The organism is Paenibacillus germinis, assembly GCF_013141785.1.
Taxonomy (GTDB): Bacteria; Bacillota; Bacilli; order Paenibacillales; family NBRC-103111; genus Paenibacillus_E; species Paenibacillus_E phytorum.
Window position 1 is genome coordinate 110,161 of record NZ_WHOC01000149.1, and the last position, 20,191, is coordinate 130,351.

Here is a 20,191-nt window from a genome sequence, read left to right on the forward strand (position 1 = left end):
GCGCCTCCTTCAACAGACGTTAATAAAACAACCATTCAAACAAGGATCCAAATACTTTACCGAAAATCATCGCCATTAGAAGCAAAATCATATAAGATCCCATTCCAACACGCTTGGCGAGGATGGGCAGCACGTTAATGATTTCCGTTAGCGCAGCCGCTAGCATGCCAACAAAACAACCGGCAAATATACCTACCACTGCTGTTCCCATCGGAAAGAGGTGCAATTTAACATCGCTGAAATCAACCCATGTAAATAAGAGTGACCCCATCACAACTGCCGCTTCATAAGCATGTATTTTTGAAAACGAACGTGTGATCTGGGCAAGTCTTGGAATAATATCTAGCACCACGAGAAAAGCGACCATGCCGCTGCCAACAGCGATTCCACCAGCTAGCCCGATAAAAGCTGCCAAGATGGCTCCCCCAAATAGGGTAATCACGCCCGGTCTCCTTCCTCATGAATTTTGATATATTCTTCTGTTATCACATAATGGTTTATATTTTCCTGGTACATGAACATTTCCACTTCCAGCGGGCTTGGTTCTTCATTGAATTTCTTCTTGAATAGATGGTTGAAAAAAATGACCATTCCAACACCAATCCCTAGGGAATAAGGAATTTGCAAAATGAGCGGATGCTCCACCTTTTTCCCTGTCATCAATTCATAAATGCGTTGGTGAACTTCCAACATGGATACATCCGCATGAAAATTCATGATGGCCAGTCCCGAACCGATAAACAAGAGCAACCAAACCAAACCGATAAGTATTGGACTTGGCTTTCTTGGATCGGAAATAATTTCGAGAAGCACATGAGGTTCTCCGAAATGCTCAATTTGCAGCTGTGGATAGAGATCTTTCACTTTACGAACGATCAGCATCATGTCAATGAGTACACGATTGCCATCCTCTTGTTGAGGATGATGAATGATCAACTCGTTCAGCGCTTGCTCATATTCAGGCTCCACGAAAATCTGAGCGATATGACGTAAACACACAACATTCTCTTTGCGAACGCTAGCTTTTCGACGAAGCCGGATGTATAGATATGGTTTTCCATCCTGGACCATGGTTTCACTCCCCTCAGTGCTTTACGGTGAATCATCCATGTATAGGAGTAGTATGCAAAATCTTTCCTTCCCATAAACACCTGATAAGATGGTAAATTCTCCAGGAATAAAGTGATCTTCGATAAGGCATAGTAAGAATGAATAACGATAACTTATTCCATATAAAGAAGGTGATAACATGGCAAAATTCGCGTTAACACTAGTCATTATTGGTGCGCTGAATTGGCTCTTGGTTGGGCTTTTCGAGTGGGATTTAGTTTCTGCTTTATTGGGAGGAGATTCTCATCGTGAATCTTCCGGTCTAAGCCGCATTATTTATACGGTAGTGGGCTTATGCGGAATTTACTGCGTGAGATTTTATTCAGACGTTAGACACTCTGCCCGATAAACATGTTCGTGATCGAAAAAGCCGCAAACTACCCAGTGAAGAATTAGGGTAATCAGCGGCTCTTTTTTATGCAGTGCAGACTATCTGACTTGTTCAACCATTAATTTACTTTCCTCGTTTAAACCTATACAAATGACTTTTTTATTCAGTTGCTCATATTTCGAAATGGTTTTAGTTATAGCTGTCACAGCGGAATGATCCCAAACATGTGATGAGCTAAAATCAATTGTAATCGTATCCGGGTCGTTCCGATAATCGAATAAATCAATAAAATGTGCCCTGGTTCCAAAAAACAGTTGACCAGAAATGCGATATATTTTGGAGCCATTCTTATCATTGGAAATATGCGCCTTAATCTTGGCTGATCTCCAGCCAAATATCACTGCACTTAATGTAACGCCTGATAAAACGCCAATCGCTAAATTGGAAGTTGCTACAACGATGGCTACTGTAAGGATCATGACTAGTGCATCGCTTCGCGGAATTTTAACTAAGGTTCTAAGCGACTGCCAATCAAATGTCCCTATGGATACCATAAACATTACACCTACTAGCGCGGCCATCGGAATTTGCTTGACCACATTGCCTAATACCATGATTAAGAACAGCAGGAAAACCCCCGAAACAAAGGTAGATAGTCGGGATCGACCACCCGATTTCACGTTTATAACGGTTTGACCAATCATGGCACAACCTGCCATCCCACCGAAAAAGCCAGACACAATATTTGCTATGCCTTGCCCTCTCACCTCTTTATTTTTATCACTTTTCGTTTCGGTCATCTCATCTACAATCGTAGCTGTCATCAGGGATTCGGTCATACCAACAACGGCTAGTGCCAAGGAAATAGGAAATATATATCCAATGGCTTGAAGAGATAGCGTTAAGTCAGGAATATGGAAGAACGGCAAGGTTTGTGTAATTTCACCCATATCACCAACTGTTCGTAAATCTAAGTGTAAGTTCATAGACAGAATCGTCATCACGATAATGGCAACCAACGCAGAAGGTATGGCTTTCGTGATCAAAGGCAGTAAATAAATAATAGCCAAAGTACAAGCTACCATGGCATACATCTGCCAGCTTGCCCCGTTGAAATTAGTCAGTTGAGCCATGAAAATAATAATAGCGAGTGCATTAACAAACCCAACAATGACAGAGTTCGGAATAAACGTAATGAATTTGCCAAATTTCAAAATACCCATCACATATTGAATAACACCAGTTAAAATGCTGGCCGCAAACAAATATTCAATCCCATATTTCGCAACTAAAGGACCCATTAGAGAGGCCATTGCACCTGTAGCCGCTGAAATCATCCCCATCCGACCACCTGTGAATGATATGACTATGGCAATAATGAAAGAAGCATACAAGCCGACCATAGGATCTACACCTGCTAAAATGGAGAACGCAATGGCTTCGGGAATTAAAGCTAAGGCAACCGTTATACCGGACAAAATATCCTTTCGAATATTAAAAAACCATGAATCCTTCCATTTGCTATAAATCAAAAACTACACACTCCTATGTTAATTTTTTTGACTTTTCACTCTCAGAAAAGTCGGGACCGTTATTTGCAGTTTTTATTATACACAAATCGAGCCTATGTCTCTACATAGACAAATAACCGTTCCTCCTAGGAGAAACGGTTATCTATCTCAAAACCTGTTATTGAGCAATCTGATCTTTAATCGATTGCAAAATTTTCTTTTCCAATCGTGACACTTGCACTTGGGAAATACCTAACCTACTTGCTACCTCGGATTGCGTTTGATCCCGGAAATAGCGGAGATAAACAATGAGTCGTTCACGCTCCGAAAGCGTCCCAATGGCTTCATTAAGAGCAAGCTTCTCGAACCATTTTTCGCCAGACTCATCCGAGATTTGATCCATTAGCGTAATAGGGTCACCGTCGTTCTCAAAGACAGTCTCGTGGATGGAAGAGAGAGGTTTATTCGCCTCTTGCGCGAAAACCACTTCCTCCGCCGTTATCATAAGGTCCTCTGCGACCTCTTTGATTGTAGGCAATCGGCCAAGCCGCTTCGACAGTTCGTCCTTCGTCTTGCGAATCTTATTCGCCAATTCTTTGAGCGACCGGCTTACTTTAAGTGTTCCGTCATCGCGAAGAAAACGTTGAATTTCACCGATAATCATCGGTACCGCATAGGTTGAAAACTTCACATCATAAGATAGATCGAATTTGTCTACGGACTTCAGCAGTCCGATACAACCGATCTGGAACAAGTCTTCGGCTTCGTATCCCCGGTTCAAGAAACGTTGAACCACAGACCAAACCAATCGGATATTGCAGCTGACAAGTGTTTCTCTAGCGAGTCCATCTCCGGATTGGCTGAGGGCGATTAACCGTTTGACTTCCGAATCGTCTAAATAACTATGAGAAGCATGTTTCAGATCGACATCCATAGATCAAACCCCTAATTGTATAAAGCTTTTTTAGATTCAATTCGCTTCAACATGTTTATTTTGGTTCCGATTCCGACGGCCGTCACAACTTCTACTTCGTCCATGAAATTTTCCATAATCGTGAAACCCATGCCAGAACGTTCCAACTCTGGTTTGGATGTATATAGTGGCTGTTTCGCCTGTTCTAAATCAGCAATACCTGAACCCTTGTCTTCGATCGTAATCCGAACCACATCGTCATCAATTTGCGTCGAAATAGTGATAACGCCATCCGTTCTATTGTTATAACCATGAATAATCGAATTCGTTACCGCTTCAGAAACAACCGTCTTGATATCGGTCAATTCATTCAGCGTAGGATCCAATTGAGAGACGAAAGCAGCAACGGCTACACGAGCAAAAGCTTCATTCTCCGAGCGACTGGCAAACTCAAGTGTCATAAAGTTATGTTCACTCATAATGCAACCTCCAAACTGGACATTGCATTGCGTTCGTTGTCCTGTATCGATACAATCTTGAACATTCCAGAAAGCTCGAACAAGCGGTAGACAGCAGGAGCAACGTCACAAACGACCATTTTGCCGCCTTTACTCGTAATCTGCTTATAGCGGCCGAGAATGACGCCAAGACCTGAGCTGTCCATGAAGGAAAGATCCTTCAAACTAAGGATTAAATGGCGCGTATGCTCTTTGGCAATCGCTTCCTCCATCCTCGCCTTCACAACATCGGCTGTGTGATGATCCAACTCGCCTTTCAATCTAACAATCAGCGCTCTTCGGCCTTGCTCGAATTCAATTTGCAGGCTCAACATGTTCACTCCTCTCAGCTGAGAGACTTTGAGCTTACTCAAAGATCCCGTCATGAAACTTAAGTTTCTACAGCTGAGATGGAATCTCCTGCACCCCGACAAAACTAGAAGAAAACTGCTAAAACTAGAAGAAAACTGCGCTTATTCGCGAATTCTCACCATTAATCCGTATGGAATAGATTCGATGTGGTTCGCTTAAATAGCTTCCACCAGGACGCTTTATCTACAGAAACGGGAGACTCAAGTGGGTATTCAGCAAGCAAACTATCGCCATTGTAAACAACAATTCTTCCGATAGGTTGCCCCATTGAAATCGGTGCTTTTATGTTTGGATCGAGTTTCAGTTCATGTCGAATCTCCCCAGTCACGGTGCCCTTTTTCATTAAAATACTATAATTTTGCTTCGCAACTAACGGCACTGTCGAAACCTGGCCTTTATTAATCGTAAAATTTCCAAGACTGTCGCCTGACTTAAACAAAGGATAGTTCGTAAATTGCGCAAAAGCGTAATCAAACAGCTTCGTTACTTCAGCATTTCGTGTTTTTGTATTCGGTTCACCAAGCACCACGGCAACGACGCGTAAATTTTCCCGTTTGGCCGTTGCAGATAAGCAGAATTTCGCTTCGCTTGTGTAACCTGTTTTCAAACCATCTGCACCGCTGTAGAAGCGCACCAACTTGTTCGTATTCACGAGCCAGAATGGAGATGCCGTTTCTTTTCGTAGATAGTCTTGATAAGCTCCTGTAAATTTAGTAATCCCCTCATGCTTGAGCAGTTCTCTCGACATGACGGCAATATCATTCGCTGTTGTATAATGATTGGCTACGGGCAGTCCGTTGCAGTTTGAAAAATGGGTGTTATTCATACCTAACTGCTGTGCACGCTCGTTCATCATTTGCACAAAATTCTCTTCCGAGCCAGCGATTTTCTCGGCCATCGCCACAGATGCATCGTTGCCGGAAGCCATGGCAATCCCCTTCAGCATTTCCTCAACCGTCATCTCTTCGCCAGGCTCAAGGAAAATTTGCGATCCACCCATGGAAGCCGCATATTCACTAACCTTGACCTTCTCATCCATTTTAATGTTGCCTTTGTCGACAGCTTCCATAATGAGCAGCATCGTCATTATTTTCGTAATACTGGCCGGAGGAAGCTTTGCATCCTTATTCTTTTCGGCAATGACCGTGCCCGTGTCTGCATCCATTAACACTGCGGACAGTGCATTCGGTGTCAAATCGACCGAAGGCGCCTTCTTTTCTTCCGCATACGCGGCCGGTAAGAGCAGCATCAAACATAGCTGTAAACAGATTAAACTTATTAGCCCTTTTTTTCGCATAGCAATTGTACCCCTCCTGTGATGTATGAAGTGAAAGCCTGACACTTGCAGCTTGAATGACTGCTAATCAGTCTTGACGATTTCCGCACAAAATATTCCAACAGGAAGAAAATAAAAAAGGCACTTCCCCTGTGGAAAGTGCTTAGGCAATCATTTGGCATTAAACGACGACATCATAAATTAATTGAACGGGAGCAGGCTTGCTATTCTCAATGCGATAAGCTCCTTGAATCATGGTTTCAACTGCCTTTACATCCTGTTGATTCGCATGAATGGTACAAATGGATTCGCCAACCTGAACCTCGTCACCGATTTTCTTATTCAAAGTAAGACCAACTGCATAATCAATCTGATCTTCCTTCTTGGCACGACCAGCACCAAGCAGCATCGCGGCAATACCGATTTGTTCCGCATTGATCTGATTGATAAAGCCATCTTTCGCAGCGAGCACTTCGAAATGATAAGCTGCCGTCGGAAGGAGCTCTGGTTGGTCTACCACGTTCGGATCGCCGCCCTGGCTTGCTATGAAGCGTTTGAATGTCTCTAAGGCCTTACCGTTCAAGACAATATCGCGGACAGCCACCTGAGCCTCCTCGAAGCTCTCAAACACTTTCCCCAGCAGCGACATGTAGGCAGCAACCGAGATCGCTACCTCAGTTAACTCCTTATCACCGGTACCGCGGAGAACTTCAATGGATTCACGTATCTCATTTGCATTCCCGATTTCACGTCCGAGCGGCTGTTCCATGTCCGTAATCATGGCAATCGTATTCCGCTTCAATTGCGTTCCGATATCGACCATCGTACGAGCCAAGGCTCTTGCATCGTCCACTGTTTTCATGAAAGCGCCTGAACCGATTTTCACGTCCAACACGATGGCATCAGCTCCGGAAGCAATCTTCTTGCTCATAATTGAACTAGCGATTAAGGGAATTGAATCTACCGTTGCTGTTACGTCACGAAGTGCATACATCTTCTTGTCCGCAGGAGCTAAGTTACCACTCTGGCCAACGATGGCAATTTTATTTGTATTTACCGCATGAATAAAATCTTCTTTAGACAATTCAATCTGAAAGCCTGGAATCGACTCCAGCTTATCTACCGTACCACCCGTATGTCCTAATCCTCTGCCAGACATTTTGGCAACAGGAATTCCAAGCGAAGCCACTATAGGTCCAACGATTAGGCTTATTTTGTCCCCAACTCCACCCGTTGAGTGTTTATCCACTTTAATCCCAGCAATCTCCGATAAATCGATCATTTCTCCTGAGCCTGCCATGGCTAACGTGAGTGCAGAGATCTCTTCACTTGTCATCCCATTGAAGAAAATAGCCATCAATAATGCTGACATTTGATAATCCGGAATGTCTCCACGTGTATATCCGCTAACGATATACGTAATTTCTTGTTCGCTAAGCACTTCACCAGAACGTTTCTTATGGATTAAATCAACCATTCTCATGTGCATTCCTCCTTAAGATTACCTAAGCGTTTTCGTTAGAAAACTTGCATCGTATGCATACTCTTCAAAATCGAAAAAAGGGAGCTGCTAGAGCCCCCTTTGATACTACCATTATTGGTTAAGAAACAACTAATTTGGATTTCATTTTGGCATGACCTTCACCACAAGGAAGGACACAAATAATTTCATATGTACCTGGTTTGTCAAAAGTTACTTGTTTCGACGGGTTTTCTTTATCAAGCTTAATATCCAACCCTTGAATTTCAATCGCATGAACGCCTTCTTTTAAGGACAAGGAAACTTTCGTAGGCTCACCGCTTTTAACCGTATAATCCGCAGAATCGAACTGCCAGTTAGAAGCTGCAATTTTAAGCTGTTGACTTTTGCCAGCGGCAGCCTCTGCTTCCTTAGCCACTTGGCGGTCAGAAATATCTTGAAAGAGGACTCCCAGCCCCAATGCGCCCGCAAGTATAAATAACACAAAGAAAATCCACTTTTGCATGCATATCCCCCTCATAATGTGTTCACTTCATCTATTCTACCTAACATCTTCAGACAATCCCATACATGGTCAGTGGCAAATCCTTGAATATTTTGTGACAAAATTGTGACTGAGCCTTTCGTAAAAACATCCCCCTTATCGGGGGATATCACCATTACTATTGCCCATTTTGTTATAAATTACACACCACTAAGTCTTTCACGTATTTGGAAACCGCCAGTCGATACTGTTTGTTTTTCTCTGAGAAGCGGCTGAAAAGATCGGTCTTTCTCTTTCAGTTCTCTAATATCCCGATTAATTCGGTACGTGCAATCCGAGCACAGCTTTTGCCCACGAATCGGTTTCGAGCATGAAGCACAGGGATAGTTCAAATTCGGATAATCCGAAAGCAGCAGCTTTCCCTCTTTGATCCAAGTATGCATCTGCTCTTGTGAAACACCTGTAGCTTCGCTGAATTGCATATTTGTTGAGCGATGATTTTTACGTAGAAATTCAAGACTGCTCGTGAGCATGGAATCCATACTTCGGCTGCAATCTGAACATTGGTTTCGCAAATTCCTCTGGAACACTTTCCCGCATCTAGGACAGTTAGCGACCATTAATTGTTGGACTGACATGCTCCATCACATCCTTGTTATGGAATGGGTATCCGTATCTACGAAACCCTCTAATATAGTTCTAATTAACTATATATTAGCATGACTTCCGCCGAATTCATAGGTCTCCAGAAGCTTATTTTCATTAAAAGTTCATAAAAAATATAGACAATTTATCACAGACGAACCTCGCGAACAAAGGCCTTAACAAGAGCGATGAACTTCGGTTTCGTCCGATTGGCTACAGCCACAACCTGCTCATGCGTCAATGGTTCCAGTTCTTCGCCTATCGCCATATCGGTAATGCACGAAATCCCTAGTACCTTAAGACCTGCATGCCGTGCTGCAATAACTTCACCCACGGTGGACATACCAATCGCGTCGCCACCAATTCGAGCTAACATCGTAAGTTCAGCTGGCGTACAGTAGGTTGGTCCTGTAATCCCTGCATAGACCCCCTCCTGCAGCTTCAGCGGCACGCCATCTTCTCCTACGACCGTTTGTGCCAACTCAAGAGCCAGCTTGCGGTATTCGCGGTTGTACGCTTCCGACATGTCTGGGAAACGAACACCGAGATCCGAATGGTTAGGCCCGATAAGCGGATTATCGCCTGTCATGTTCAAATGGTCGCTAATAACCATAAGATCTCCAGCTTTGAAAGCTCGATTCATGCCGCCTGCCGCGTTCGTCATCACAACTGTCTGAACGCCAATTGCTTTCATGACGTAAACAGGAAATACAACCTTTTTCATATCGTAACCTTCATAATAATGAAAACGTCCCTGCATAACGATGACTTGCTTACCTTCTAGTGTACCAACAACAAAACGACCTTCATGACCTTCAACGGTTGAAACGGGAAAGTGAGGAACCTCGCTGTAATCGATGGCTATGGGCTGCTCAACCTGATTAGCCATATCTCCCAAGCCTGAACCCAAAACTAATCCAATAACAGGCTTAACACTGCCTAAACGCTGCTCAATAAAGCTCGCTGCTTCTTTGATTTTCTCTATGTAAGTCAATTCCATTTTCTTCACCTCTTCTAGTTAAAGTGCTTCAATAATGCCTAATACTAATTTCAAAAACTTAGGCTTTACTTTCTCCGTCGTTTCCATGACTTCTGCATGAGAGAGAGGCTGGTCCAAAATACCTGATGCCATATTCGAAATACAGGAGAAACCAAGCACTTCGATTCCTGCATGACGTGCTACAATCACTTCAGGTACCGTCGACATACCAACGGAATCACCACCAAGTGTGCGGAACATGCGAATCTCAGCAGGAGTTTCATAGTTAGGACCGAGGAGTCCAACATAGACGCCTTCTTGTAAGTGGAAGTTCTGTGAAGCCGCCACTTCGTGCGCTAATTTACGCAGACGTTTGCTGTAAGCTTCAGACATATCCGGAAAACGAACACCTAAAGCAGAGTCATTCGGTCCGATAAGCGGATTGCGGTATGTCAAATTCAGATGATCACTTATGACCATTAGATCGCCAACCTGATAGGATTCATTAATTCCACCAGCTGCATTCGTCACAATCAATGTTTCTAGACCTAGTTCTTTCATAACTCTTACTGGAAAAGAAACTGTTTCCGCGCCATAGCCCTCATAAGCATGAAAGCGACCTTTCATTACAAGCACTTGCTTGCCTTGAATAGTACCAACGACCAATTCGCCGGCATGCCCTTCCACAGTAGACACCGGGAAATGAGGGATTCTCGAGTAGTCTACAACGATAGGCTGCTCAATAAGATCAGCAAGAACGCCAAGTCCTGAACCTAGAATCAGTCCAATTTGGGGTTTAATATTCGTTTCCTTGCTAATAAAGGCAGCTGCTTCTTGAATCTTTTGAATCATGGACGTATCGGACATGGATAGATTCCTCCTAAGCGATTTCGGTTCACATAAACTGAATATTTCGTGATTATTTATTTTAAAAGATGTAAGAAGCTCTCGCCTTGATCGGTTGCACTCACGCCGAAATTATCTGCGATGGTTGCTCCCAGATCAGAGAAGGTTCCGCGGACACCAAGCGAAGCAGGTAACTGGAAGCTTGGGCTGTATAGCAAAATAGGAACGTATTCGCGCGTATGGTCAGTACCCGGATGCACAGGATCATTGCCATGGTCCGCAGTAAGGATTAATAGATCCTTCGGTCCTAGACCCGCTTTGAGCTGAGGCACATAAGCATCAAATTCCTCCAGAGATCTTCCATAGCCCTCAGGATCACGGCGATGCCCAAATAGCGAGTCAAAATCCACAAGATTCGTAAAAGCCAGTCCTTTGAACGAGGAGCCTAGTACCTCTATTGTCTTCTGAATACCATCTAAATTACTTTTTGTTGATGTGGCTTTTGTAACACCTTCACCATCAAAAATATCATTGATTTTCCCAATCGCAATCACATCAAATCCAGCATCCTTCAAATGATTCATGACCGTAGGCGCTGGCGGCTTCACGGCATAATCATGGCGATTCGGAGTACGTTTGAAAGCACCCGGCTCCCCGAGGTACGGTCTTGCAATTACTCTGCCAACAGCAAACTCATCCTGCATGGTCAACCTTCTGGCAATCTTGCATGCCCGGTACAGCTCTTCTAGCGGAATGATGTCTTCATGCGCAGCTAATTGAAATACGCTATCAGCAGATGTATAAACGATCCAAGCCCCTGTTTTCATCTGCTCTTCTCCGAGCTCATCTAAAATTTCAGTGCCTGAGGCCGGCTTATTTCCAATGACCTTACGTCCAGTCTCCTGCTCGAATTGAGAAATCAATTTTTCGGGAAATCCATCGGGGAATACATTAAATGGTGTAGTGATTCGGAGCCCCATCAATTCCCAGTGTCCAGTCATCGTGTCTTTCCCAACAGACACCTCAGCCATTTTTCCATAATAGCCTTCTGGTGAATCTGTTGCAGGAATCCCTTTAATATCAGCTATGCTCCCTAGTCCCATTCGTTGTAAATTAGGGAGTGCAAATCCGTTTACTTTCTCTGCAATATGTCCTAGTGTGTGAGCGCCACTGTCGCCAAACTGCTTGGCATCCGGTAATTCGCCGATGCCTACGCTATCCAATACAATTAAACATATACGTTCAAAGCGCACTCTTGTCCCTCCAAATCAATTCCTAATGTCATCCACCCTCGATTATCTCACTTCCACCCTATGAATGCAAAACAGCAGCTTCCCCCTAGGGGAAATGCCGCTGTGAGGTTATAATTTCGCTCTTGGGTGTGCAAGGTTGTAAACGTCTTTCATTTTGAGCTTGGTAACTTGAACATACATTTGTGTCGAGGAAATATCGGAATGTCCTAGCATTTCTTGAACAGATCTCAAATCTGCACCATTTTCAATTAAATGGGCAGCGAAGGAATGCCTCAAGGCATGAGGTGTGATCTCATTCGCGATATTCATCTCATTTGCATATTTTTTCAAAATCTTCCAAAACCCTTGCCTTGTCATCCTGGTTCCCAAATGACCGATAAATAAGGCTTCTTCATCCGCCGTTTTTTTTAACAACTTCATCCGATAATTATGTATATAAGTCGTTAAACACCGAATGGCGATTGAACTTATAGGAATATTACGTTCTTTATCCGCTTTCCCCATACAACGGATGAAACCCATCTGCAAATTGATGTCCGTTACATTCAGAGATATGAGCTCTGATACTCGAATCCCTGTCGCATAGAGCAATTCCAGCATAGCCTTATCACGCGCGCCGCTTACAAGCTCAGGCTGTGGTGCTTCGAGGAGCTTCTCTACCTCTCCAATCGACAGCACTTTAGGAAGCTTTTTTTCCAACTTGGGGGCATCCACATAAATACTTGGATCTGAATCCATTACGCGTTCTTTCACTAAATATTGATAAAGTGCTCGAATGGAAACCATATTGCGAGACAAGGTTGCTGATGCTCGTCCGAGCATTTTCAACTGTGATAAGTATCCTGTAATGTGAGCTTTGCCTGAATCTCTCCAAGCTGTGATGCCTTGCTGCTGTAGATATTCAACAAATTGCTGTAAGTCTCTCTCATAGGATTCCAACGTATTCCGCGATAGTCCCCGTTCAACTGACAAAAATCGGATGAAGGATTGCAGGTCATTCGTCATCATGCCGATATACTCCTTCGTATCATGCCATATCTTCATACCGAATAGCATTCAACGATTCCAGTGAGAAATCCTCTTTTTTACGCTTTCTTTATTCCCCATACCAATAAAATAAACGTAAACGGTCACTCATTTTACCTGTATCCGAAACCGAAGCATGCTCGTGTTGGCCAAACACCTTAACAGACTTTCCCGTTGGTGTTCTGTACTTGTTCACAGGTTCAATCCAACCCGTTAGTACAAGCATAACTTGATATAGAATCACAGTCAAAGTCATAAATAGTAAAATAAAGCGCAAGCGAACAACGAGTTTTCGATATGAAAATATCATAACCAGTCCTCATTTCTATCCCCTTTTTATGATCAGGATATGAGGCTTGGTCTCTGATTATGACAGATCGGACAGCTTCACATACGGCATGCCCAGAGCTTCAGCCACTGCTGGATGCGTTACGCTCCCCTTGTACGTATTCACACCTAATTGTAATGCGTAATTAGCTGCTACGGCCTCAGTAAAACCTTTATTGGCAAGCTCCATTGCATAAGGTATCGTCACATTGGTTAACCCCAGTGTTGAAGTTCTCGGAACGGCACCAGGCATATTGGCAACAGCATAATGAAGTACACCATGTTTCTCGTAGGTGGGATTGCTGTGCGTTGTCACACGGTCAATCGTTTCAATCGATCCACCTTGGTCCACGGCAACATCCACAATTACAGCGCCTGGCTTCATGCTTTGAACCATAGCTTCCGTTACTAATCTTGGAGCTCTAGCTCCAGGGATAAGAACAGCACCAATTAATAAATCCGCTTTCTGTACAGCACTCGCAATATTATGAGGATTGGACATCAATGTTCGCAGTCTTCCCCCGAATATATCATCCAGAGCTCTCATCCGATCTGCACTCCGTTCAATAATGACAACATTAGCTCCAAGACCTAGCGCCATTTTGGCCGCATTCGTTCCTACGATGCCTCCGCCCAAAATGATTACATCGGCTGGCGGCACACCGGGTACGCCACCCAATAAAATGCCCCGTCCCCCATAGAACTTTTCCAAAAAGTGGGCGCCGATTTGTACCGACATCCGGCCCGCGACTTCACTCATCGGTGTCAAAAGCGGAAGTGAGCCATTCGGAAGCTGAATCGTTTCGTAGGCAATCCCTGTCACTTTCTTACTAAGCAAATGTTCAGCCAAATCTCCTGCTGCAGCCAAATGCAAATAAGTGAACAGCATCTGCCCCTCCCGGAAATAACCATACTCCGCAGGTAATGGTTCCTTGACTTTCATGATCATATCACTGAGCGCCCATACCTCAGCTGCATCCGCGACAATAACAGCGCCTTCTCGAGCATAGTCCTCATCCCCGAAGCCGCTGCCAACACCAGCTCCAGATTCAACAAGCACTTGATGTCCTGCCGATAAGAGCATACCCGCTCCCCCAGGCGTTAAAGCCACTCTGTTTTCATTGTTTTTGATTTCTTTAGGAACCCCGACTACAATTGGTTGTTGAGTCATATTTGCTACCTTCTTCCTTATTGTCACTAAACATAATGTGCCATGCTTCTGAGCTAATTATGTGAGTAAATCTCCGACTTTCTTATTCTTAGTATATGAAAAGAACACAAAAATGCCTGTATGCACAAGGTGATCATACAGGCATTTTCATTGTATAAACAGCTTCATTCAGAAACTGTTATTTTAGATTTGTCCAATGAGTCCGGTTTTCCTCGATCGTTACAGCGATAGCATATACCTTGAAAATCAAGTCGATGATCTAGCACTTGAAAATGAAAATCTTGCTCTAACCGTTCTTCCAAAGGTCCGAGCCAATCTTCCATAATTTCATCCACGGACCCGCATTGCACGCAGATTAAGTGATGGTGATGATGACGTGTACTGTCGTCACGTAAGTCGTAACGAGCGACACCGTCGCCAAAATTCATTTTCTCCAAGACATGCAGCTCACTCAGCAGCTCTAAAGTTCGGTAAACTGTCGCCAGTCCGATCTCTGGGGCCTTGTCCTTCACAAGCATAAACACATCTTCAGCACTTAAATGATCTTGTTCATTCTCTAAAAGTACGCGTACTGTCGCTTCCCGTTGAGGGGTTAGTTTGTACCCTTGGGATTGCAATTGCTGCTTAATCTTCTCGATCCTTGCTTCCATATGCCTCCCCCTCAGAAAGGTGGGCATCCAAGCCCAGTTTTAGCCACTCTTTTTATTATAGGGGGAGCTGACTGACAAAGTCAAACAGAAACATAAGTGGATCTGTTATCCATATAGACCAACAAGCATAGGAGTTACCCATCTCATCATCAATTGCGACATATATCCTTCCCAAAGCGCTGCTCCAAGAAGGAAAACACCCATCAGGAGAGTAAGCGTTGTATAACGCATAAAGGGCTGGTATATGTTTCCATTACGGCTCATAAAGCGATTTTTGATCATATAGATGGAGAACGCCATAGCCGCTACACTGCAGAATAGGATAGCCGGAATAACAATCAGATTCTGAGGCGCAACGGAAACAAGTGCAAATAACATACCCTTCCAAGACATTTGGCCGACAAGATACCCAACCGTAAACCCAATTAACACACCTTTGAGAAAGTCCAAAACGAGAATCAAAGGCAGCCCAACAACAGACAAACCAAAGAGCCATATCAACAAAATCCACTTCATATGCATGCCGAAAGCTTGAACGAACGATTGCCGGCTGTCAAACTCAGCGCCTTCATTAATTTCATGAAAGAAACTACCCAAATGACGAGTCATTTCTTGTTTTTGTTCCAAAGAAAGTGCATTCACCATCACGGCGCCGAACACGACCCCTATGATGAAAAGTACGGAGACGAATATAAATAGCGGCAAATTATCCTTCATATATTGTTTCATCGTTAGGTTCCTATTCATCTCGCAGCTCCTTCCTTGTGTCAACCTCTACAAAGACAAGCTTATGAGCGAGTGCTGGAAACTATGAACGATTTTTAACTTTGCCGTATCTCCCCCCGCCACCAACTTCAAGCTTTAAGGTGCCTTCTCGCGCTTTTACAATATAAGAAGCAATTTCTTCACCAATTTCACTTGCAAGCTCATCTGGTGTGGTGCGATGCAGGACATTCATTTCCGTTCCGAAGCGGCGAAGCAGTTGATCAAGCTTTTTAGGCCCTAGACCTGGGATAAATTCTAGTGGAACTTGAAAATGATACGGAGGTCGATAAGGCGGGAGGTAAGCCATTTCACGGTCCGCTAAGTTCAGAATCCGATCCATGACTCCTCTGACGATTTTATTGCTGCCACAGTCGGCACAGCGCTCGACGGTCGTTTCACTTTCATCCAGAACGGATTCGCATAAGCTGCAATAAGTTCGGTGATATTTACCAAGACGAGGATTAAGGCCGTAGTTGGCAATTATACCGCGTTCCTCTTGACGATGCAGCGCTTTAACGAGCTCCTCATATGTAGGGGCTGCCAGCCTCATCTCGTTATACTCACGTCCAATTTTACCAAGAGAGTGCGCATCTGAGTTCGTGACGAATGTGAATGGATCAAGCTCCGAAATTAAACCAGCCATATCGGAATCAGCACTTAGTCCAAGCTCAACAGCAGAGATGCCTTTAAGATCAAGAAGGTGCTCCATCTTAGAAGACGCACTTCCGTACACACTTTTGTGCGGAGTGAAAATATGCGCAGGTATAAGGATGCCACCCCTGCCGAGCACCTCATCTTGAAGTACGCGAGCAGGTACATAAATGCGTTGAGAGCTTAGCTCCACATTTTTCATGTGACCCTTCATCCATTGAGTGAACCCCTGCATCACCGTAAGATTAGGCATATAGGCAAGCAAATGGGCCGGGCCCATGCCTGGATCGCGCACCTCTATTTCACTGCCCAGCATAATCGTCGTGTCTTGATAGCGGATGCCGCCGCCCTCCAGTTCCACCATCTCACCCCGATCCAAGTACGTCATGATGTCATCCTGTACAGAAGGCGAGTGACAATCGATAATACCGATAATCTCCATTCCTTTTCTGACGGCAGCTTCCTGCGCAATATTGAGGAATGTCAGGTCATTCGCAGCGCTGATCTTCACCGCTTGTCCCTTCTCCGATCGACCTATGTGAATATGGAGATCAACATAATAAGCATTCATTTAGATTTGACCTGTTAAAAGGTATAGCTGCCAGGCGTAAACAGCCATAATCGTCTTCGCATCGCTAATTCGACCTTCACGTATGTACTGCTGAGCTTGTTCCAAAGTAATCGCTTCGCATTCCAGGAATTCATCCTCATCCGGATTCGCATCACCCTTCACTAAATCTTCTGCGATATAGAGATGAATGATTTCATCCGCAAAGCCTGGAGAAGTATAGAAGGAACTGATCAGCTTGATATTTTCAGTCCGAAAGCCCGTTTCTTCCTCTAATTCGCGCAAGGCTGCCTTAAGCGGCTCTTCTCCTGCATCCAGTTTGCCAGCTGGGATCTCGACCTGACTTTTCTCAAGCGGTTTTCGATATTGTTCCACAACGATCATTTTATCCCCTAGCAAAGGAATAACAGCCACAGCGCCAGGGTGCTTTACGATTTCACGTGTTGCGGTTTCCCCATTAGGTAGTCGAACATGATCCACCTGCAGCGAAATGATTTTACCTTTGAAAATTGGTTCGGTCTTAATGGTTATTTCTTCGAATTTTTTGTGTAATGTCATACGAACACCTCATCCTTGTTAAAGTTGGTCTAACTTGTCCCATTCACGCATATCGTTCATTATATCAAAATTTTACCTGAAATGAGGAAAATGGATATGAAGAGCTATGTAACTGACCGTCAAATTCGACTTGTAGGGAAGGCCTGGGAAATCAAACGTCAATTGCAGCTCATGCTGCAGCAAGGTGGAAATACCATTACTCTAATGGAATATGTAACTGGCTTGCACAATCCGCAGCCGCACAAATCGCTTGGAAATAAGCCGGGTCCTGCGATAATCCCCTTCCCATCGAGGTAATAGGTTGTGGATACATGGAAAAAGCTTCAGCGATTTCTGCAATAGATGGGCTCGGCATGACTACAATTCGGTGCAGCTGCAGATGCTGCGCTTGTTTCTGTACAACAGCACTTTCTTTCGCTTCCAAAAGTGGGAGAGGCACTACAGCCGGACATCTCGCTGCCAGCTGCAGCGCAGTAAGCGTATGATGACTAATGCCCTGATGCCGAATCCTCGAATCAGCAAAAGAAATTCTCGGAATGACCACTGGAATCCCACCAAGTGCGTATACAGCATTTACGAGCTCACCAACCTCAAGACCTGAAAATCCGTATCGGGTATTCGTTCCCACGATGCCTGGCCCCATGGTTACAATGCTGATATTTGCTTTGGCTACATGCTTTGCTGCAACTAATGCGCTAAATTTATTAACCGCCTCCACCTTACCTCCGTAGGCTTGACCATAAGTAATCGTGGTTTTAAGCCATTCCATATTCTCAAGTATGGCCACATGCTCACTCCATGCAAGTGGAAGAGCCCCCCCATCAGTCATGATATAGGCCACCTCCAAAGCACGATCAGATGTTTTTCTTTGTGAATGCCGATATCTGAGCCAGCACATCACGACAGGCAGCATACTGTGCAATTCTCCCAGTAAGACGGGCATCCCCTCTAGATTCATGTCACCTTGAAACACAGAATGAAACGAGCTGGCAAGCTCTTCAATAGCGAACACACTTCGCTGCATCGGGGTATATTTGAGCTTCATTATGTGTCCATTTGAAGGTTTAGATGCTGAATGGTGATCCGATTTTCGGTCACGAATTGATATTACGATATGAAATCCCCCTGAACCTAACCTCAGCTTCATGGCTGTTACATTTAAGTCAACCACGTCCCCAGGAGTTAACAAAGGCAATGTATCCGTGTAGTGTACAGCACGCTCAAGCTCACCGCTCCGCATCCATACAGTGACAATCTGTAGTCCCTCTCTGACTGAAATAATATCCGAAACCGTACCCTCATCCCGCATCATCAAGCCAGTTTCCCCTTCCTGGACGTGTCTTACTCGAAGCATATGTGAATTGTTTTCGTTTTACCCCACTATATTGGGTGAGTGAATAAAAAAACCGACCAGCCCTGCCAAGAAAATTGGCACAGACTAATCGGTTCGCTAGAAAATGTTGAATTAAACTTTCGCAGCTTCCTTCACGAGAGCAACGAGTAATTCAGCCGTTTTGACTAAATCACTAATGGCAATATGTTCTTTTGTTGTATGGATTTCATGATAACCAACAGCGAGATTAACCGTTGGTATGCCCATTCCGTTGAAGATATTCGCATCACTGCCGCCACCGGAGTGGAATGTTCGAGCTGTCAATCCCAATGTTGTTAGTGCTCTAGCGGTCAATTGTACAATCGGAGCAGAGTCATCATGCATATAGGAGGCATACACAATATCCGCGTTAAACTGGCACGTGGTGCCAGCATCAGCTGCAGCTGATTCACAAGCCTCTTTCATCGCGGCGATTTGCGCTTCCAGCTTATGCTGAACGATACTGCGTGCTTCCGCTTCCATTTTCACTTTATCGCATACTACGTTCAATGGACCTACGCCTGAGAAACTGCCAATATTCGCAGTAGTTTCGCTGTCAATTCGACCGAGCGACATACGTGAAACTGCTTTACTCGCAACTTGGATGGCACTGATGCCATCTTCAGGATTAACGCCGGCATGAGCTGACTTTCCGTGGAAAATAATTTCAATTTCTGCACGTCCAGGCGCTGCTGTTGCGATATCGCCAATGGCGCCGTTAGAATCAAGTGCAAAGCCGAACTCAGCTTCCATAACGCTGCGATCCATGGCACGGGCGCCTTTCAGACCGCTCTCTTCCCCTGCCGTAATAACGAATTGAATGCGGCCATGTGGGATGTTTTGCTCTTTTAACACTTGAATGCCTTCGATCATCGCCGCGATACCCGCTTTATCATCGCTGCCAAGAATCGTCGTTCCATCGCTGCGGATATAGCCATCATCGCCAATTTGCGGCTTGATACCTTTCCCAGGAGCTACCGTATCCATATGAGAAGTGAAGAAAATAGTCGGAATTGCTGCGTTGCTGTCCGTTGCTTCAAGTGTACAGATCAAATTCCCTGATCCGTGACCGCTTTTCGCCATCGAATTATCTTCCACGACATGCAATCCTAAACGACTGAACTTTTCTTTAAGAACGACACAAATCTCTTGCTCAAATCGGGTCTCGCTGTCTACTTGCACAAGGGAGATGAACTCTTCCACCAAACGATTTTGCTGAATCATGTACTTTCCTCCGATACACTCTATGAGTTACAATAAAACCGTACAAGCTTTTTCACGAAAAAGGAGTGAATCTTCATTGTTACAGAATAAGCGTTGGTTTAAAATCGTGATTTACGTTATGCTGCTCACGATGCTGCTATCAAGCATATTGTTTACTGCGGGATTATTTTTTGATTCATAGT

25 protein-coding genes are annotated in these 20,191 nt (G+C 44.4%); 3 read left to right on the forward strand and 22 right to left on the reverse strand.

What is annotated here, in order from left to right; genetic code table 11:
- Window positions 1-19: 19 nt before the first annotated feature.
- Both GC102_RS27870 and GC102_RS27875 read right to left on the reverse strand, forming a co-directional pair.
- Window positions 20-442 (reverse strand): stage V sporulation protein AB, encoded by a 423-nt coding sequence (locus tag GC102_RS27870; RefSeq protein WP_312883390.1) that lies wholly within the window; start codon window positions 440-442, stop codon window positions 20-22.
- The gene (locus tag GC102_RS27875) at window positions 439-1,071 is read right to left on the reverse strand and encodes a stage V sporulation protein AA (RefSeq protein WP_171692407.1); all 633 of its coding nucleotides are present in this window, start codon (window positions 1,069-1,071) and stop codon (window positions 439-441) included. The genes GC102_RS27870 and GC102_RS27875 overlap by 4 nt, the downstream gene beginning before the upstream one ends.
- Before the next feature lie 178 nt (window positions 1,072-1,249).
- Between GC102_RS27875 and GC102_RS27880 the strand changes: the two genes are divergently transcribed.
- Entirely contained in the window at window positions 1,250-1,459 is a 210-nt protein-coding gene (locus tag GC102_RS27880) for a DUF378 domain-containing protein (RefSeq protein ID WP_171692408.1), read from the forward strand.
- 80 nt (window positions 1,460-1,539) lie between these two features.
- Here the strand turns inward: GC102_RS27880 and GC102_RS27885 are convergent, their stop codons facing one another.
- The 18 genes from GC102_RS27885 to GC102_RS27970 all read right to left on the reverse strand — a co-directional run bounded on the left by GC102_RS27885 (window position 1,540) and on the right by GC102_RS27970 (window position 17,413).
- The gene (locus tag GC102_RS27885) at window positions 1,540-2,970 is read right to left on the reverse strand and encodes a SulP family inorganic anion transporter (protein ID WP_171692542.1); all 1,431 of its coding nucleotides are present in this window, start codon (window positions 2,968-2,970) and stop codon (window positions 1,540-1,542) included.
- Window positions 2,971-3,130: 160 nt separating this feature from the next.
- Complete coding sequence (gene sigF, locus GC102_RS27890) at window positions 3,131-3,886, reverse strand: RNA polymerase sporulation sigma factor SigF (RefSeq protein WP_171692409.1); 756 nt, start codon at window positions 3,884-3,886, stop codon at window positions 3,131-3,133.
- A gap of 11 nt (window positions 3,887-3,897) precedes the next feature.
- Window positions 3,898-4,344, reverse strand: a complete 447-nt coding sequence (gene spoIIAB, locus GC102_RS27895) for an anti-sigma F factor (RefSeq protein WP_171643436.1) — start codon at window positions 4,342-4,344, stop codon at window positions 3,898-3,900.
- Entirely contained in the window at window positions 4,341-4,694 is a 354-nt protein-coding gene (gene spoIIAA, locus GC102_RS27900; RefSeq protein ID WP_047674049.1) for an anti-sigma F factor antagonist, read from the reverse strand. Before spoIIAA ends, spoIIAB begins: the two co-directional genes overlap by 4 nt.
- Window positions 4,695-4,855: 161 nt before the next feature.
- Window positions 4,856-6,031, reverse strand: coding sequence for a D-alanyl-D-alanine carboxypeptidase family protein (locus GC102_RS27905; protein WP_171692410.1), 1,176 nt, complete (start codon window positions 6,029-6,031; stop codon window positions 4,856-4,858).
- A gap of 160 nt (window positions 6,032-6,191) precedes the next feature.
- A complete protein-coding gene (locus GC102_RS27910) occupies window positions 6,192-7,493 on the reverse strand; it encodes a pyrimidine-nucleoside phosphorylase (protein WP_171692411.1) in 1,302 nt (433 codons plus the stop codon).
- A gap of 118 nt (window positions 7,494-7,611) precedes the next feature.
- Entirely contained in the window at window positions 7,612-7,995 is a 384-nt protein-coding gene (locus GC102_RS27915; protein ID WP_171692412.1) for a cupredoxin domain-containing protein, read from the reverse strand.
- Window positions 7,996-8,174: 179 nt separating this feature from the next.
- Window positions 8,175-8,612, reverse strand: a complete 438-nt coding sequence (locus tag GC102_RS27920) for a flagellar protein (protein WP_171692413.1) — start codon at window positions 8,610-8,612, stop codon at window positions 8,175-8,177.
- Window positions 8,613-8,767: 155 nt separating this feature from the next.
- On the reverse strand, window positions 8,768-9,619 hold the full coding sequence (locus GC102_RS27925) for a purine-nucleoside phosphorylase (protein ID WP_171692414.1): 852 nt from the start codon (window positions 9,617-9,619) through the stop codon (window positions 8,768-8,770).
- An 18-nt stretch (window positions 9,620-9,637) separates the two neighbouring features.
- Window positions 9,638-10,465: a purine-nucleoside phosphorylase gene (locus tag GC102_RS27930; RefSeq protein WP_171692415.1), complete on the reverse strand. Its 828-nt coding sequence runs from the start codon at window positions 10,463-10,465 to the stop codon at window positions 9,638-9,640.
- Between the two features lie 56 nt (window positions 10,466-10,521).
- Complete coding sequence (gene deoB / locus GC102_RS27935; protein ID WP_171692416.1) at window positions 10,522-11,697, reverse strand: phosphopentomutase; 1,176 nt, start codon at window positions 11,695-11,697, stop codon at window positions 10,522-10,524.
- 108 nt (window positions 11,698-11,805) lie between these two features.
- A complete protein-coding gene (xerD, locus tag GC102_RS27940) occupies window positions 11,806-12,702 on the reverse strand; it encodes a site-specific tyrosine recombinase XerD (protein WP_171692543.1) in 897 nt (298 codons plus the stop codon).
- Between the two features lie 91 nt (window positions 12,703-12,793).
- A complete protein-coding gene (locus GC102_RS27945) occupies window positions 12,794-13,033 on the reverse strand; it encodes a DUF4227 family protein (RefSeq protein WP_171692417.1) in 240 nt (79 codons plus the stop codon).
- A 57-nt stretch (window positions 13,034-13,090) separates the two neighbouring features.
- Window positions 13,091-14,206, reverse strand: a complete 1,116-nt coding sequence (ald, locus tag GC102_RS27950; protein WP_171692544.1) for an alanine dehydrogenase — start codon at window positions 14,204-14,206, stop codon at window positions 13,091-13,093.
- A 179-nt stretch (window positions 14,207-14,385) separates the two neighbouring features.
- Complete coding sequence (gene fur, locus GC102_RS27955; RefSeq protein ID WP_029192940.1) at window positions 14,386-14,871, reverse strand: ferric iron uptake transcriptional regulator; 486 nt, start codon at window positions 14,869-14,871, stop codon at window positions 14,386-14,388.
- A 105-nt stretch (window positions 14,872-14,976) separates the two neighbouring features.
- Window positions 14,977-15,618, reverse strand: coding sequence for a stage II sporulation protein M (spoIIM, locus tag GC102_RS27960; RefSeq protein WP_171692418.1), 642 nt, complete (start codon window positions 15,616-15,618; stop codon window positions 14,977-14,979).
- 61 nt (window positions 15,619-15,679) lie between these two features.
- Window positions 15,680-16,858: an endonuclease Q family protein gene (locus tag GC102_RS27965; protein WP_171692419.1), complete on the reverse strand. Its 1,179-nt coding sequence runs from the start codon at window positions 16,856-16,858 to the stop codon at window positions 15,680-15,682.
- Window positions 16,859-17,413, reverse strand: coding sequence for an NUDIX hydrolase (locus GC102_RS27970; RefSeq protein ID WP_171692420.1), 555 nt, complete (start codon window positions 17,411-17,413; stop codon window positions 16,859-16,861).
- A gap of 90 nt (window positions 17,414-17,503) precedes the next feature.
- On the opposite strand from GC102_RS27970, the gene mciZ reads away from it, so the two are divergent.
- Window positions 17,504-17,710, forward strand: coding sequence for a Z-ring formation inhibitor MciZ (gene mciZ / locus GC102_RS40745; RefSeq protein ID WP_376769414.1), 207 nt, complete (start codon window positions 17,504-17,506; stop codon window positions 17,708-17,710).
- Here the strand turns inward: mciZ and GC102_RS27975 are convergent.
- Window positions 17,610-18,725: a DUF3866 family protein gene (locus tag GC102_RS27975; protein ID WP_171692421.1), complete on the reverse strand. Its 1,116-nt coding sequence runs from the start codon at window positions 18,723-18,725 to the stop codon at window positions 17,610-17,612. The genes mciZ and GC102_RS27975 overlap by 101 nt on opposite strands.
- 153 nt (window positions 18,726-18,878) lie before the next feature.
- The gene (locus GC102_RS27980) at window positions 18,879-20,009 is read right to left on the reverse strand and encodes a M20/M25/M40 family metallo-hydrolase (protein ID WP_171692422.1); all 1,131 of its coding nucleotides are present in this window, start codon (window positions 20,007-20,009) and stop codon (window positions 18,879-18,881) included.
- A 76-nt stretch (window positions 20,010-20,085) separates the two neighbouring features.
- On the opposite strand from GC102_RS27980, the gene prli42 reads away from it, so the two are divergent.
- Window positions 20,086-20,190: a stressosome-associated protein Prli42 gene (gene prli42 / locus GC102_RS27985; protein ID WP_246321154.1), complete on the forward strand. Its 105-nt coding sequence runs from the start codon at window positions 20,086-20,088 to the stop codon at window positions 20,188-20,190.
- Window position 20,191 lies beyond the last annotated feature (1 nt).